This window comes from Bacillus cereus group sp. BceL291 (assembly GCF_051776705.1).
Taxonomy (GTDB): Bacteria; Bacillota; Bacilli; order Bacillales; family Bacillaceae_G; genus Bacillus_A; species Bacillus_A cereus.
The window spans coordinates 1-18677 of the sequence record NZ_JBPWAP010000063.1 but is presented as its reverse complement, the minus strand read 5'-3'; the positions used below and the strand labels follow the sequence as shown (position 1 = coordinate 18677).

Here is an 18677-nt window from a genome sequence, read left to right as displayed (position 1 = left end):
CTCTACTTTTCAGTTAATGAAAGGGATGTTTCTTTTATCCCTTCAAATTCATTTAATAGGTACTTAACTATCTTTTCAACTGCGGGGAAGTCTACTATTTCCTCATGTGATCCAGGGACTGAATACCTATTTACTCTTCCTTTTAATAAAGGTCCCCAATCTGTAAACAACTCTTTTCCTTCCTCAGCACTAAAGTAGATAACTTCTCCAAAGTATGGTATCAAATCATTCTCTGCCATTAAGTTCAGGCATTTCCTATGAGCATTGATAACTTGCTTCAAATTCATAAGATTTGCATCAGGCGGGAGTACTCCTTCCATAATTAATCGCTCCACAAGCATATCTTGCTTATGAACGAGCCCTTCTTCCTGCTCAGTAAGATCTCTAGGAATGAAATGTTCAGATATATATGAGAGCATATCCTCCCTTGTTTTACGATCTTGCTCTGAAGGTACTTTAGTATCCATTAGTATCAACAACTCAACTTCCTCACCTTGATTCTTTAGCACAGTTGCGATTTCATAAGCAATTGCACCGCCTAAAGACCATCCTCCAAGACGATATGGGCCTTCTGGCTGAACACGTTTGATTTCTTCAATGTAAAGTTGAATTAGTTCCGGCAAGGTCAATTCATCAATTTCTTCCTTTTCTATCAGAGGATTCTGTAAACCATAAAATGAACAATGGTTCTTAAGTAATCTTGCTAGTTGAATGTAACAGAATACATTCCCCATAAACGGATGAACACAGAAGAAAGGGCTTTTTTCTGATTCTTGTAGTGGAACTAGCGCTGCTACTGATTTCGTCATATCATGCTTATCACGAATAAGGCATGCGATTCCTTCCAATGTTGGATTCTTAATCAATGTTGAAACCTTAATCTCTTTTCCAAACTTCTCCCTAATTTTTGAAACTAATTTAATTACAAGGAGAGAGTGTCCTCCTCTATTAAAGAAATCATCATTTACATAGACATCTTCTATCTGTAACACATCCTGCCAGATTTTAATCAACTGATATTCAATTTCATCCCTTGGAATGATTGGTGTAGAGAAGTTATTTTCTCTATGAATAGTTAAATTGTTCAATGCCTTTCGATCAACTTTGCCATTCGTTGTAAGAGGAATCTCGTCTACCTTAATAAAGTGTGCGGGAACCATATAATTTGGTACTTGTGTCTTGAGATACTCACGCCAGTCATGCATACTACCATCTCCAACTACATAAGCAACCAATCTCTGCTCTCCTAATTTATCCTCTGTTGCCAAAACTACTGCTTCTTTTACCAATGGATGCCTCTCTATACTCGCTTCAATCTCTTCAAGTTCAATACGAAAGCCCCTAATTTTCACTTGATTATCAATTCTTCTCAAGTAATCTAAATTACCATCAGGTAAATAACGAACCAAATCTCCCGTACGATATAAACGCTCTTCTTCATTAAATGGATGACAGATGAATCGCTCTGCTGTTAATTCTGGGCGATTCAAGTATTCTCTCGCTATACCTGCACCCCCAATATATAGCTCACCTGTTACACCAACTGGAACAGGTAACAAATTTTTATCCAATACATAAGTTTGAACGTTCGGCAATGGACGTCCAATTGTTACTCTCTTACTATCTTTTTTGATATGATAGCATGTTGCATCAACCGTACATTCTGTAGGACCGTATACGTTATAAAAATCAATCTTTTCAGTCTCTACTAGCTGTTCCCATAATGACGGCATGATTGCTTCACCACCGACCAATATCTTGCTTGGTACATGAACATCAGCACTTATTTCTAGCAATCCTCCATCTATTAGTAATTGAAGTAATGAAGGTGTCATATCAAACATTTCCAATTTATTCTCCCTAATATAGGACACAAATTGTTCTGGATTAGTGCGAACTTCACTTGGAATAATATATAAACTTGAACCATAAAGCAGCATTTGTAATTGCTGAATAGATACATCAAAGGCAATTGATGCATTCAAACCAACGCGCATATTACTAGGTATCTCATGTGAGAAAACTTCTTTTTGTAAACCATATGATAGGTTTATTACAGAATGGTGCTGTACTAAAGCTCCCTTTGGATTCCCTGTCGAACCAGAAGTGTAGATAACATACGCTAAGTTTTCCCCTGTTACCTCACATATTGGTGAAAGTTTGCTTTCTTGAGAAAGCATTGCTTGGTCCCTATCTAGGCAAACTGTCTTAATGTCTTTAGGAATCCAGCCTAGTAATACTTCATTTGTAACTAACACTTTAATTCCTGTGTCTTCTAAAATATATTGTAGGCGGCTTTCCGGATTCGATGGATCTAATGGAACATAGGCTGCTCCAGCCTTCCAAATTCCCATGAGACCAACAACCATCTCAACTGAACGCTCAAAGCAAAGGCCAACTAATGACTCTGTCCCAATTCCACATTTCTGTAAATGATGGGCTAATTGATTAGCTCTTTCATTCAGCTCTCGATATGTTAGTTGCTGTTTTTCATCTACCACTGCCAACGCGTCAGGCGTACGATTTACTTGCTCTTCGAATAGTTGATGAATTGCATTCTCACGTGGATAGGATATAGTATTATTATTCCATTCTTCCAATAGCTTTCTTTGTTCAGCTTCCGTAATATATACTAGCTCCGATAGATTTTGATCAATGTTTTTGAGCATTTGCATTAACACTTTGTGTAAATGACCCAGCATTCGTTCAATGGTTACTCTATTAAACTTACTACGGTCATACATTAACTTTAACGATAACTGGATTCCTGGAACTACAGCTAACCCTAATGGGTAGTGGGTTTGTTCTACCCCTTCCAATTCACCAATTTCCAGATTTTCTGAAGACTCCTCTTTCACTGGATAATTTTCAAACACATATAAACTATTGAACAGCGGTATTCCTCTAGGAACTTCACTCCACCCCTGAATCTCTGTCAAAGAAGCATACTCATATTGTCTTCTTTCTATCTCTTCCTCTTGTATCTTCTGCAACCAATCTATTAATTTTATATCATCCATCAATTGAATTCGCGTCGGTGACGTTGTAATGAAAGGACCTACGATGTTTTCAACGTCAATAATCTCCGTAGAACGCCCTGAGCTTGTTACACCAAAAACAATGTCATTTTCTCCACTATATCGGCTCATGAGATATGCCCATGCACCTTGAATTACTGTACTCAAAGTAAGTTTATTGCGTTTCGCCCATCCTTGTAACGCTTGAGTCTGCTCTTCTGATAAATACGTAACCTTCTCTGTGTAACCTTTTTCTTCCTCTTTACTTTCTAAGCCCAGCAAAGTTGGCGCAGTAAAACCTTTTAGCTTCTCTCTCCAGAATTGTTCCGCCTGCTCCTTATCTTGCTCTCTTAACCATTGGATATATTTCTTATATGGTGAGGACTTAGGTAACTTCACAGCTTCTCCATTCATTCTCTTCTGATAGACTGTAAGTAATTCATTAAATACTAATGGTAAACTCCATCCATCCAGTAAAATATGGTGATGGGTCCAAACAATCCGATATTCTTCCTCACCTTCTTGAATGACTGTTACCCGCATCAATGGTGCTTCATCAAATTGGAAGGCTTGTTTTCGATCTAATGCCAAAAAGACTTTTCTTTTTTCCTCTATCTCTTCACTTGTCATTGTACGCCAGTCTTCTTTATTCACTTTAAATGGGATATTTTCATACACCACTTGTACAGGTTCTTCAATTTCGTCCCATACAAATCCTGTACGAAAAATTTCATGCCGCTGAATTACAGATTTCCACGCCTGCTCAAATGTAGGAATATTCATTTTTCCTCGAATCATAAAACTCAATTGCACTATATACGGTGCAACATGTTCATCCCCTTGGTCATGCAATGTGTGGAAAATCATACCTTCTTGCAAAGGTGATAGTGGATATAAATCAGTAATCTGATTGTTCTTTCCGCGATGCATTTTGTTTAGTACATTTGTCAAACCTTCTTGGCTAAGATTAGCCATTGCAAAATCCGAAATGGTCAGTGCAGATTCTCTATCTGAAAATTGAATCAATGTACTCAGTTGATATAGCATATTCTGTGCAATACTTTGAATCGTTGATTTGGCAAATTGTCCAACATTGTATACCCAAGTGAACTGAAGTTTTCCATCCGTTACAACCCCAATTACATCAATTACATGCGATCGCTTGGAACCGGCAGCATGATCTAAACGCTTAAATTCGTTCTCTGGAATAAACATTGCATCGCTAGAAAACATTTGGTCAAATTGTCCAAGATAGTTAAAACTAATAGACGGTGTATATTGGGAGCTTAATTGCTCACACATTGTTGCGTTCATGTAACGCAACACCCCATAATCAACACCCTTATTAGGAATTTTGCGAACTTGTTCTTTAACTGCTTTTAATGCTTCAATTGGCGTATTAGCACTAGTAATATTTAAATGAACTGGGTAAATACTTGTAAACCATCCCACAGTTCTCGATAAATCAACATCTTCAATAATCTCTTCTCGACCATGTCCCTCTAAATCTACGCTCAATATCGGCTGCCCCGTACATGCTGCCGTAGCTTGTACTAATGCTGCTAATAATACTTCATTGATTTGGACACGGTGAGTGCTTAAAGTCTCTTGCAATAACATACGGGTCTCATTCTCATTTAACACCACAGTAATTTCCTCAGTTACTGCGCTTACTGGATTACTTATAGTACCATCTACCGGCAATTTAACTACGTCTTGTTCAGCCTGCTCCTCCCAGTAATGTAGCACTTCTTTTGATAGGCCAGTTTCAGCGTAATGATGTAATTTCTCCGACCATTCTTTAAAAGATGTACTCTTCATAGGTAATTGAATTTTCTGCCCTTGGACTACTTGCGTATATGCTGTTTGCAAATCTTCCAATAAAATTCGCCAAGAAACACCATCCACGGCTAAATGATGAATTGTCCAAAATAATCGGCCAGCGTGCTCACCTTCATCAAAATACACCATTCTCATTAGCGGACCATCATGTAAATTCAAACTTTCTTGTGCAATATTAATCTCTTTTTGAATAACCTGATGCCAATCAGCTTCCGGCACTTCGTCTAATGAAATGACAGTAAGCATCAATTGTTCTTCTATTCCTTCATTCCACTGTTTCCAAACCCCATTAGGTAAACGTTCATATCTTAAACGCAGAGCATCATGATGAAGTAGAAGGTTACCTGCCGCCTTTTCCAGTGATCCTATGTCCAATTTCTCTTTCGTTCTAAAGAACATGGATTGATTCCAATGATGTGGGTTAGGATGATTTTGTGCAAAAAACCTTTGCTGAATAGGTGTAAGTATCGTCTCTCCAGTTATAATTCCCTGTTCAGCTTGTACACCTTGTTCTTCTTTGACTACTTGCGCCAACTCAGCAATTGTTTGGTGTTCAAATATTTGTTTTGGTGTCAATTGTAAACCAACTTGCTTCGCGCGCGAGACAATCTGAATGCTAAGAATTGAATCTCCACCAATTTCAAAGAAGTTATCATTCATACCAATACGTTTTGAACCTAGCACACGTTCCCAAATGATAGAAAGCTTATGTTCACGTTCATTTCTTGGGGCCACGTATCCTTCTTGTGTTCCTTGATAATCTGGTATAGGTAACGATTTCCGATCAATCTTTCCATTTATGGTTAGCGGTAATTCTTTCATTTCGACAAAGTAGGAAGGTATCATATGGATTGGCAGTTTTGTTTTAAGATACTCTCGCCATTCTTCTAAACTGCCTTCGCCCACTACATAAGCTACCAGCCTCTTATCTCCCGACTGATTTTCCCTAACCATTACAACTGCCTCTTTTACTAAGTCATGCTCTTGTAAAGTCGACTCAATCTCTCCAAGTTCAATTCGAAATCCTCTAATCTTCACTTGATTATCCATTCTTCCTAAGTAGTCTATATTACCATCAGGAAGATATCTCACAAGATCACCTGTTCTATATAACCTCTCGCCTTCTTTGAATGGATGAGAAATAAATCGTTCGGATGTTAACTCTGGACGATTCAAGTACCCCCTTGCTAGACCTGCTCCTCCGATATAAAGTTCCCCCATTACACCAACTGGAACTGGCAACCTATTTCTATCTAATACATAAGTTTGGATGTTAGGCAATGGACGTCCAATTGTTACTCTCTTACTATCTTTCTTGATATGATAGCATGTTGCATCAACCGTACATTCTGTAGGACCATATACATTATAAAACTGGATTTTATCAGTCTCTACTAGCTGTTCCCATAATGACGGCATAATTGCTTCACCACCAACCAGTACCTTACTTGGAACATGAACGCCATCGCACGTTTCTAACAATCCGACATCTATAAGTAATTGAAGCAATGAAGGTGTTATATCAAAGATTTCTAACTTGTTCTCCCTAATATAAGCTACAAACTGCTCCGGATCACTTCGTACTTCGCTTGGAATAATATACAAACTTGAACCATAAAGCAGCATTTGTAATTGCTGGATAGATGCATCAAAGGCAATTGACGCATTTAAACCGACATGCATGTTAGATGGTATCTCATGTTCGAAAACCTCTTTTTGTAAACCATACGACAAGTTTAGTACAGAATGATGCTGTATCGAGACACCCTTTGGATTCCCCGTTGATCCTGAAGTATAGATAACATACGCTAAGTCTTCTCCTGTTACTTCACATTTTGGTGAAAGAATGCTTTCTTGTGAAATCATTATTTGATCCCTGTCTAGACAAACTATCTTGATTTCTTTAGGTATCCAATCTTCCAATGACTCGTTCGTAACTAATACTTGAATTCCAGTGTCCTCCACAATATATCGTAGGCGACTTTCTGGATATGATGGATCCAATGGAACATAGGCTGCTCCAGCCTTCCAGATCCCCATAATACTAACAATCATCTCAACTGAACGCTTAAAGCAAATTCCAACTAATGATTCAGTCCCAATCCCACATTGCTGAAGATAGTGGGCCAATTGATTAGCTTTTTCATTCAGCTCTCGATATGTTAACTGCTGTTTTTCATCTACCACTGCTACCGCATCAGGTGTACGATTTACTCGCTCTTCAAACAGCTGATGAATCGTACTTTCCTGTGGATATGCTACAGTATTATTATTCCACTCCTCCAACTGTTTTTGCTGTAATCCTGATAATATAGGCAACTTAGCTAATGATTTATCAGGATTCTCCACGATTACATTCAACCAGTTCCCAAAATGTTCAGCCATGGATTCAATAGTTAAGCTGTCAAATAAATCAGTTCTATAAACAAAAGTAAGTAATAAACCCTCTTCCACTTCTGCAGCAGTTAAACTTAAATCAAACTTAGCGATCGGAGCATTACTTTCCATTACTTCTATATTTCTTCCATGTAGTTCTGGTAGCTTCTGTCCCGTATTTTGCAAAGTAAACATGGTTTGAAAAATCGGAGAATGGCTTGTATTTCGTTCAGGTTGGATAACCTCTACAATTTTCTCAAACGGAACATCTTGATACTCATACGCCTTCAATGCTTTTATCCGTACTTGAGATAACAACTCTTGAAATGCCGGTGCATTACTTAAATCAGCTCGATAAACCAAAGTGTTGACAAAGAAACCAATTAGCCCCTCAATTTCTCGATAATTTCGATTTGCAATTGGGCTACCAACAATAATATCCGTTTGTCCCGTATAACGAGCAAGGAAACTTTGATACGATGCCAATAAGGTCATGAAAAGTGTGGCCCCTTCTTGACGACTTAGTTCGTTTAATTTATCCAGTAATGAGCGTGACAACAAAACATTATGAGTTAATCCATGATGGGTTTGCACTGGCGGACGCGGACGATCCATTGGCAACATTAAGACTGGTAACTCACCAGATAATTCTTCCTTCCAATATGCAAGCTGTTGATATAGTACTTCATCTTTCAACCAGTCTCTTTGCCACTGAGCAAAATCGGCATATTGAACTGGTAGTGGTTGCAGCTCTGCTTGTTTTTCACCAATCGCATTCTCATAAAATGCCATCCATTCTTGAAGCAAGATTTCCATCGACCACCCATCCGAGATAATATGATGCATATTACACAGAAGAACCCATTCTTCTTCTGAAATTCTTATGAGTTTCCCACGGAATAATGGCCCTTGTTCTAAATCAAATGGAGATTCGACTTCAGTTTGAATCCATTGCTCCAACTTTCTTTCTCGCTCCTCTAATGAAAGCTTAGTTAAGTCCATTTGCAGAAGCGGACGAAAAACGTACGGTTGAATCTGCTGCACAGGATGGCCATCCTCTTCATAAAATACAGTCCGCAAAGATTCATGACGCTCTATCAACTGATTCCATCCCAACTCCAATGCCTCAGGTAACCAATTCCCTGTAAGACGGCATACCATTGGCATATTATAAAGTGCACTATTAGGTGCAAATTGATCAATAAACCATAAGCGCTGTTGGGCATAAGATAGTGGAATATTATTTCCACGTTCCATCGGCACCAATGGTGGAATTTCTCGTTTTTCATTCCCCTTACGTAACTGATCCATTCGTTTCGCTAATGCCTCGATCGTTGAATATTCGAACAGTTCACGTACTGGCAATTTGATTTGAAAGACTTCCTGTAAGCGTGAGACCACTTGTGTAGCAAGTAGAGAGTGACCACCAAGCTCAAAGAAAGAATCCTGAACACCAATGTCTCCTATTCCTAGCACTTGACTCCACACTGAAGCGATAAGTTCTTCCAGCGGAGTTCTTGGGTATACAGTATTTTCAGCGGATTGTTCACTAAGTATAGGCAATGCCTTCAAATCAAGTTTTCCATTCGGTGTAAGTGGTAAAAATTCCATCTCAATAAAGTTTGTTGGAACCATGTAATTTGGTAAATGTGTTTGTAGATGTTCTCGCCATTCATGGACACTTCCTTCACCAACTACATAAGCTACTAATCTCTTATCACCTTGATTATCCTCTCGTACCAATACAACTGCTTCTTTCACAGAAGAATGTGCCTGCAAAACAGCTTCTATTTCTCCCAATTCAATCCGGAAACCACGAATTTTTACTTGGTCATCTATACGTCCATGGAACTGGAGATTACCATCAGAAAGATAACTTGCTTTGTCTCCTGTATAATAGAGACGTTCTCCTGACTTGAAAGGATGTGGAATAAATTTTTCCTTTGTAAGATCCGGACGATTAGCATATCCACGTGCAAGACTCTTCCCTCCAATATAGAGATCTCCAATTACGCCAATTGGTACTAGCTGAAGATGAGAATCTAACACATAAACTTCTGTATTTGCAATCGGTCGACCAATCGATGGCGTACCTGTTGTCACTCCTACAGGTACATAACAATCTGTGGTAACAACGGTATTTTCCGATGGACCATACTGATTAATTACCGCAAAAGGAATATCGTTAGATGGGTACTGCGTTAATTGATCCCCACCAGTAATGATAAAACGAAGATCCGTTTTATCTGGCCAAGATAATTTCAAGAGCCTTTCCAGAATAGGCGTAGGTGCAAAGCTAGCTGTTATTCGTGAATCAATGAGCCAGTCCCTTAGTGCTTCTGGATTAATTCTCAGTTCCTCTGTTGACAAGTAGAGTGCTGCGCCAGCAGTTAGATACGGCCAGATCTCCTGGACAGCCGAATCAAAAGCAACCCCTGCAATCTGAGTCGCACGATCCTCTGCTGAAATATGATAAACTTCCTGATGCCAAGAAACCATATTCATTAATGAGCGATATTCAACCATTACACCCTTCGGTTTTCCTGTAGAACCAGAGGTATAAACAATATAGGCTAAGTTCTCTGGATTTATTTGACGTGTAGGTGCGATTACGCTTTCCACCGTTAATTCTTCTAACCTCACCATTTCGACGTGTGCGAAATGTCCGTCTTGTCCTTCCGCCGTCACTACAAATTGAATTCCTGCATCTTCAATCATGTATTCTAACCTTGATTTTGGATACAACGGATCTAAAACGACATAAGCTCCACCAGCTTTTAAAATGCCTAGTAAACTTACCATCAGCTCAGCTGATCTCGGAAGATAAACCCCTACCACTGACTCTGGGGCTACTCCCTTTCGCTGTAAAACATTTGCCAACTGATTTGCTTGTGTATCCAATTCACCATAAGTCCACTGTTTTGTTTGATCAACTATCGCAATCGCATCAGGACGCCTTGCTACTTGCTCCTCAAATTTGTCGCAAATAAGACCCTGATGGGACATTTCCATTACAGTGTCATTCCATGTTTCTAATAACAAAGTACGCTCGGTTTCTGATAGCATGCTCAGGTCATGCAACGGATTTTGTGGGCGATGAGAAACTTCATGTAGCCATTTCTCAAAGTGTCCTGCCATCCGTTCAATAGTAGTAGCATTGAATAAATCCTTATTGTACTCAAAAGTAAAAAGTAATCCCTCTTCCGTCTCAACTGCCATTACACTTAAATCAAACTTTGCAATTGGACTATGGCTTTCTATCATTTCAATACTTCTACTAGATAACACCGGTAACTCTTGTTTCATATTTTGCAAGATGAACATAGTCTGGAAAATTGGCGAATGACTTGTACTTCGCTCCGGTTGCACAACTTCTACAATTTTTTCAAATGGAATATCTTGATATTCATACGCCTTCAATGCCTTTTGACGAACCTGATACAGTACATCTTGAAATGTCGGTCTCCCACTCAAATTAGCTCGATAAACCAGCGTGTTAACGAAGAAACCAATTAGTCCTTCAATTTCTCTATAATTCCGATTCGCAATTGGGCTTCCGACCAGAATATCTTCTTGTCCCGTATAACGAGATAGAAAGCTTTGATATGCAGCTAAAAGCGTCATGAAGAGCGTAGCCCCTTCTTTTCGACTAAGTTCATTCAATTTATCATGTAGCGTGCTTGGCAGAACCATAGTGTATGTCGACCCATGATGAGTTTGTATTGCGGGACGCGGGCGATCCACAGGAAGTTGGAGTACAGGAAGCTCCCCAGACAATTCTTCCCTCCAATATTGGAGTTGTTGATCAAGCACCTCCTCCTTTAACCATCCTTTTTGCCACTGAGCAAAGTCGGCATATTGAACCGGTAATGGTTCAAGTTCCGCTACCTTTCCATCCGTTGCTTTCTCATAAAATGCCATCCATTCTTCAAGTAGGATTCCCATTGACCATCCATCTGAAATGATATGATGTAGAGTACAAAGGAGTATCCATTCTTCCTCTCCCACGTGCAAAATACTTGTCCTGATTAATGGACCCTCTGTTAAATCAAATGGTACTTCTGTTTCTTGTTGAATTAAACGTTTAACCTCTTCTTCTTGATCTTCAGAAGAAAGCATAGTTAAATCCGTTTTCGGAATTGATTGAAAAGCATACGGTTCAATTTGCTGTACGGGTTGACCATTCACCTCTTGAAAGACCGTCCGCAGTGATTCATGACGTTCTATTAGTTGATTCCATCCCGTTTCCAATGCTTCAAGTAGCCAATTCCCTGTAAGACGGCATACCATTGGCATATTGTAAAGGGCACTATTAGGTGTAAATTGATCAATAAACCATAAACGTTGTTGGGCATAAGATAGTGGAATAGCTTCTCCTCGTTTCATTGGTATTAGTGGCGGAATCTCTCGTTTTTTATCTCCTTTACGTAACTGTTCTAATCGCTTTGCCAGTGACTCCACCGTTGTATATTCAAATAGTTCACGTACTGGTAATTCGATTTGAAAAATTCTCTGTAAACGTGACACTACTTGAGTAGCTAGTAGTGAATGACCACCGATTTCAAAAAAGGAATCCTGAACACTAATATTTTTTATTCCTAACACTTGGCTCCAAACGGAAACGATGAGCTCCTCCACTGGTGTTCGTGATGAAGTAATATCTTCACTTATGAACTGTTCTTCTAATTCCAATAATGCTTTCCGATTCACTTTACCATTTGGAGTGAGTGGCATACCTTCAATTTGGAAAAAGTATGCCGGAACCATATAATGTGGTAATTGCTTCTTGAGATATTCACGCCATTCTCCAGCATCCCCTTCACCCACTACATAAGCTACTAACTGCTTATCTCCTGGTCGTTCTTCCTTCACCAACACGACTGCCTCTTTTACAGATGAGTGATCATGTAAAGCTGCTTCAATTTCTCCCAATTCAATTCGGAATCCTCTAATTTTAACTTGGTTATCTATTCTTCCAATATATTCCAAGTTACGATCATTCATATATCTCACCAAGTCACCCGTTCGATATAATCGTTCCCCGTCCTTAAAAGGATGCGGAATAAAACGTTCAGTAGTTAAATCCGGTCGATTGAAGTAGCCACGTGCCAATCCTACTCCTCCAAGGTAAAGTTCCCCTGCCACACCAATCGGGACCACTTGTTGATATTGATCTAACACATACAACTCTGTATTATCAATTGGACGACCAATCGGAATAATCATTGCTTCTTTTTCTAAATCACAATCGTAATAAGTCACATCCACAGTCGCTTCAGTAGGACCATACAAGTTAATTAACTTTGTTTGCTGAACATTGTAAAAGATCCCCTTAAACCGGCGAACATGCTCAGTGTTTAACGCTTCTCCACTAGTAAAAACTTGAATTAAAGACGATACATCCCTTTTCGAATTATATAGTTCCATATAATCTAAGAAAGTAGATAACATCGACGGAACAAAGTGTATGGTGGACACGCGATATCGTTCAATATACTCCTCAATCACCGCAGGACCTTTCTCTCCTCCTGGTGGAAGTAAACAAACACGTGCTCCTACAAATGACCACCAAAATAATTCCCATACAGAAACATCAAATGAAAACGGTGTCTTTTGTAGGATTGTATCCTCCTCGGACAATGGGTATTTTTTCTGCATCCACTGTAGGCGGTTGATAACGGAATGATGTTCAATCATTACCCCCTTTGGATTTCCCGTCGAACCCGAAGTGTATATAATATAGGCTAAGTTATTTGCTGTTACTCCACTTACCGGAGCTAAATTACTCTCTTTAGAAATCATCACTTGATCCCGGTCTAAACAAATTGCTTGAATATCTTTAGGTAACCAGTCCTGTAGTGCCTCTTTTGTTAACAGCACTTGAATTTGTGAATTCTCCAAAATATATCTCAGGCGGTTTTCAGGATAACTTGGGTCCAGTGGGACATAAGCCCCACCTGCCTTCAAAATCCCAAAGAGACCGATAATCATATCAGGAGAACGTTCAATACATATACCAACCAATGATTCAGGTCCGATACCTCGTTTTTGTAGAAAATGTGCCAATTGATTCGATTTTTCATTTAGTTCTTGATACGTTAGCTTTCCACCCTCATAAACTACCGCCACTGCGTCAGGTGTCCGTGCAACTTGCTGCTCAAATAGCTCATGAATCGTACAATCATGACCATAAACTACGTCCGTATCATTCCATTCTTCTAGGAGTTGTTTTTGCTCAGTATCCGATAACATTGACAGCTTTGTATATGATTCATCTGGATGATACGTGATTTCATTTAGCCAGTTCTCAAAATGTCCTGCCATACGTGCAATGGTACTACTATCAAATAAATCCGTGTTGTATTCAAATGAGACGAATAGACCTTCTTCCACTTCATAGGCAGTTAAGCTCAAATCAAATTTAGCAATAGACATATTACTTTCTACCATTTCAATACTTCTATCAGGCAAATCTAGTCGTTCTTGTTTTATATTCTGTAGCGTAAACATGGTCTGAAATATAGGGGAATGACTCATGCTTCGTTCAGGTTGCACAGCTTCTACCACTTTTTCAAATGGTATATCTTGATATTCGTAAGCTTTTAACGCCTTTTTCTTTGTTTGGTTCAAAATCTCCCGAAAAGTAGGGGTGCCACTCAAATCTGATCGATAAACCAACGTATTAACAAAGAAACCAATTAATCCTTCTACTCCCTTATGGTTCCGATTTGCAATCGGGCTACCAACTAGAATATCTTTTTGTCCCGTATAACGAGCAAGAAAGCTCTGGTATGCGGCCATTAAAGTCATAAATAAAGTAGATCCTTCTTGTCGACTTATATCCTTCAATTGACTGAGCAATTTATAAGGAAAAATCACATGATGCGCAGCCCCAGAGTAAGTCTGCTTAACCGGCCGAGGTCGATCCACTGGCAGTTGTAAGATAGGAAGCTCACCAGACAATTCTTCCTGCCAATACGTAAGCTGACGATTTAGCACATCACCTTGCAACCACCCCTTTTGCCACTTCGCAAAGTCTGCATATTGAATAGATAATGAACTTAATTTAGCAGGATTTCCGCCCGTTTCTTCTTCATAGAAAGCAAGGAATTCATTCATGAATATACCAATGGACCAAGCATCAGAAATAATATGATGCATCGTACACAGTAATAACCATTCATCCTTCTCTAATTGAACAAGCTGATTACGAATTAAAGGACCATTCATTAAATCAAATGGTTCTTGCGCTTCTCTCGCAATTAAACTATCTACCTCTTTTTCTTTTACTTCTAGAGGAAGTTGAGAGTAATCCCTTACAGGTAATGCTCTAGGAAGGAATTCGACAATTTGTTGCACAGGTTGTTCTCCTATTTCTTTAAAAACAGTTCGTAATGATTCATGACGTTCAATGAGTCGATTGAATCCCTTCTCTAATACTTCAGGTATCCAATTTCCTTTTAGATGCCATACGGTTGGAATATTATATAAAGAACTGTTTGGGTTAAATCTGTCCATAAACCACAAACGTTGTTGTGCATAAGACAACGGGAGTGCTTCTTTATTCTCCTTTTTTTGCATTTGCTTCTGAAGCCATGCTCTCTTCTCAGGAGAAAGTGAACTCAGCTTTGCAAGTAAATCACTTCTCATTTTTTTACCCCTTCCTCAATCAAATTACTCTCAAATATCCCTTGTGCTTCTTCCTCTGATAACTCTTCTAATTGCTTAAGCAGTTCCAGTAATTCTTCATCATTACTCACTTCTGCTTCTTTTTGAATATAATCTTGAAGGCTTATATTCTCCTTACTATCATTCTGCATTTCTTGATTTTTGTTATCGAGCAATTGATCAATCTGTTCTGCCAATTGCTGCACCGTATGAAACATAAATAAATCATGCAATGGTATCTCGATTCCAAAAGCCTCTTTAAGATTGGAAACAGCTTGCGTAGCAAGTAATGAATGTCCACCAATTTCAAAAAACGAATCTTGAATTCCGATGTTTTCTATGCCTAAAACTTCATGCCATATCGAAACAATTGTTTTTTCCGTAGACGTACGAGGAGCAATATAACAACTCGCTATCTCCTGCTTCTCTGGTGCTGGTAAATCCTTCCTATCAATTTTTCCATTAGGAGTGAGTGGAAATGCATTTAATCCAACAAAATAGGATGGAATCATATAATTTGGTAGTTGGTCCTTGAGATAATCACGCCACTTTTGAGCATCCCCGTCTCCTACAACATAGGCAATCAAACGTGGATCGCCAGGATAATCTTCCCGCACCATCACAATAGCTTCGTTAACTAATCTATGCTTTTGTAATACCGCTTCGATTTCTCCTAGTTCAATCCGGAACCCACGAATTTTCACCTGATGATCAATTCGTCCAACATACTCCAAATTTCCATCCGGCAAATACCTTACTAGATCTCCAGTCCGGTATACTCGCTCGTCTTCTTTAAACGGATGCGGTATAAATCGATTTTTCGTTAAGTCAGGGCGTTTTAAATATCCACGTGCTAACCCTGATCCACCAATGTACAACTCACCAACTACACCAATTGGAACCATTTTTTGTTCAGCACTCAATACATATACTTCTGTATTGAAGATTGGTTTACCAATTGGTGGTACCCTATGCATGACACCCTTTTCTAATTCCATATACGTGGAATACGTAGTATCTTCAGACGGTCCATATAAGTTGAACACCTTCTCAATCGTACTTCTCTCGTATAAATCTTGAACAAGCGGATATGGTAACGGTTCTCCAGCCAAATTCATTACCTTTACTGAAGAAGGAATTGTTTTTGCTCGAACCAGTTCCTTTGCTGCCGATGGCACAGTATTAACCAAAGTCACACCTTTGGTAGACAACTTGTCTAGATGTAGAGCATTTTCAGCGACAATCACCTTACCACCCATCGTTAAGGGAACAAATACTTCAAAAACAGATAAATCAAAAGATAGTGAAGTTGAAGCTAATACTCCCGCTAATTCCTTTCGAGAATACGTATGATGCGCCCAATGAATCATTGTTACTGTATTCCTGTGCTCAATCATTACTCCCTTTGGATTTCCCGTGGAACCTGAAGTATAGATAATATAGGCTAAGTTATCACCCGTCACTTCACTCGTGCATACCGTAGTAACTTCTTGTTCTATTTCTGCTCGATTACGATCAATACAAATGACGTTAACGAATGTAGGTATAACCATTTTTTGTTGTAACTTTTCCTGTGTCACCAGTACCTTTATTTGAGCATCTTCTAAAATGTACTGCAGTCGACTTTCCGGATACGCTGGATCAATTGGGACATATGCTCCTCCCGCCTTCATAATTCCTAAGAGACCGACAATCATCTCGGATGAACGTGTAACGCAAATCCCAACCAATGTTTCGCATGTTACACCATTTTTTTGTAAATAATGTGCCAACTGATTCGAGCGTTCGTCCAACTCTCGATATGTTAGTTCTTCATCTTCGCACACTACTGCAATTGCTTCTGGTGTTTTTTCCACTTGTTCTTCAAACATTGTATGAATCGTACTATCTTCTATATCTATAACGGCTGATTCATTCCATTCCTCTAGTAGTTGCTTATATTCCACTTTCGATAACATATTCAATTCTGATAATAAACATTTTGGATAAGAGGCAATTTGATTTAACCAATGTTCAAAATGATTTACCATACGTTTAATGGTTGTATCATTAAACAAATCAGTATTATATTCAAAGGTTAGTGATAATCCTTCTTCCGTCTCAGAAGCAAATAAACTCAAATCAAATTTGGCAACAGAAACATAGCTTTCCATGAGTTCCATTTGTCTTTCGGATAGCTGAAGAAACTCTTGTTTCGTATTCTGTAAAGTAAACATAGTTTGGAATATTGGTGAATGACTTGTATTCCGTTCAGGTTTTACGGATTCTACCACTTTCTCAAATGGGATGTCCTGATACTCGTATGCTTTTAGTGCTTTTTTTCTTATCTGCGACAATAGTTCTTGGAACGTCGGATTTCCACTGAAATCAGCTCGATAAACTAACGTATTTGCAAAGAATCCTATTAATCCCTCAATCTCTTTCACATTTCGATTAGCGATGGGGCTTCCAACTATAATGTCGTCCTGTCCTGTATAACGAGAAAGGAAGCTTTGATACGCTGCCATCAATGTCATAAATAAAGTGCATCCTTCTTGCAAACTTAAATCTTTGAGCTTTTCCTGTAAGGAATTCGCCACTATTAAGGACTGACTTGCACCACGATGGGTTTGAACTGCAGGTCGAGGACGATCCATCGGTAATTGTAAAACCGGTAGTTCCCCAGATAATTCTTCCTTCCAATATTGAAGATGCTGATTCAAACTCTCCTCTTTTTGCCATTCCTTCTGCCACATGACAAAATCTGCATATTGGATAGATAACTCCTTCAATTCCACTGGTTTTCCGGTTAGTGCTCCTTCATAAAAAGCCATCCATTCTTCAAGTAAGATTCCCATTGACCATCCATCTGAAATAATATGATGCATCGTACAAATGAGAACCCATTCTTCCCTGTCCACTTTCAATATTCGTGTTCGAATCAGAGGACCTTGTCCAAAATGAAATGGTTCCTCCGCCTCGTTTTGAATAAGGCGTTTCATTTCTCTTTCCCTATCTTCCAAAGAAAGATCTGTTAGATTCGTTTGAGGAATATGCCTGAACACATGAGATTGAACTTGTTGAAAAGGTTCACCCTCTTGTTCTAGAATTGTCGTCCTTAATGATTCATGACGCTCCAACAATTGATTCCATCCGACCTCCAATGCTTCAATTGACCATTTACCTGTTAAGCGACACGCTGCATGAATATTGTACATAGCACTATTTGGCATTAATTGATCAATAAACCATAGACGTTTCTGCGCATAGGAAAGTGGGATAACTTCTTCTCGTTTCATAGGTACAAGAGGAGCAACCTCTCGTTTTTTATCTTCTTTTCGTAACTGATCCACTCGTTTCGCCAATGCTTCCACTGTATCGTGCTTGAAAAGTTCACGTAATGGAATTTTAATTTGGAACATTTCCTGCAATCTAGAGACAATTTGAGTAGCAAGTAGTGAGTGCCCACCACGTTCAAAGAAGGAATCCTGAATGCCAATATTTTCTGTTCCTAACACTTGACTCCAAACCGAGGCAATAAGCTCTTCCGATGGCGTCCGAGGTAGCACATTTAAATCTTCAATAGCTTGCTCATCAGGTGCTGGCAAGGCCTTTCGGTCAATTTTCCCATTTGGAGTAAGCGGGAAGTGTTCTAAATCTATAAAGTGCGCTGGAATCATATGATTGTGCGACACGTTCCTAACTGAAAAGGTTAGGCGCTGATTCAATATTCAGCAGAACTATTATTTCGAGAAGTCAAATGATAGGGTAACGCCTTGAAGGGCTTCCTCTGAT

The 18677-nt window shown here is 39.1% G+C and carries 1 protein-coding gene and 1 pseudogene; both read right to left on the bottom strand.

Annotated features, from left to right (window positions below; all coding sequences use genetic code 11):
* Window positions 1–2: 2 nt before the first annotated feature.
* Entirely contained in the window at window positions 3–14816 is a 14814-nt protein-coding gene (locus ACS2CR_RS27000) for a non-ribosomal peptide synthetase (RefSeq protein WP_374050083.1), read from the bottom strand.
* Window positions 14817–14881: 65 nt separating this feature from the next.
* Window positions 14882–18574, bottom strand: a pseudogene (locus ACS2CR_RS26995) (amino acid adenylation domain-containing protein); the annotation flags it as partial.
* Window positions 18575–18677 lie beyond the last annotated feature (103 nt).

Coding starts and splice junctions, on each gene's coding strand:
- ACS2CR_RS27000 (WP_374050083.1), bottom strand. CDS start 14,816: ATGCAAAAAAAGGAGAATAAAGAAGCACTCCCGTTGTCTTATGCACAA.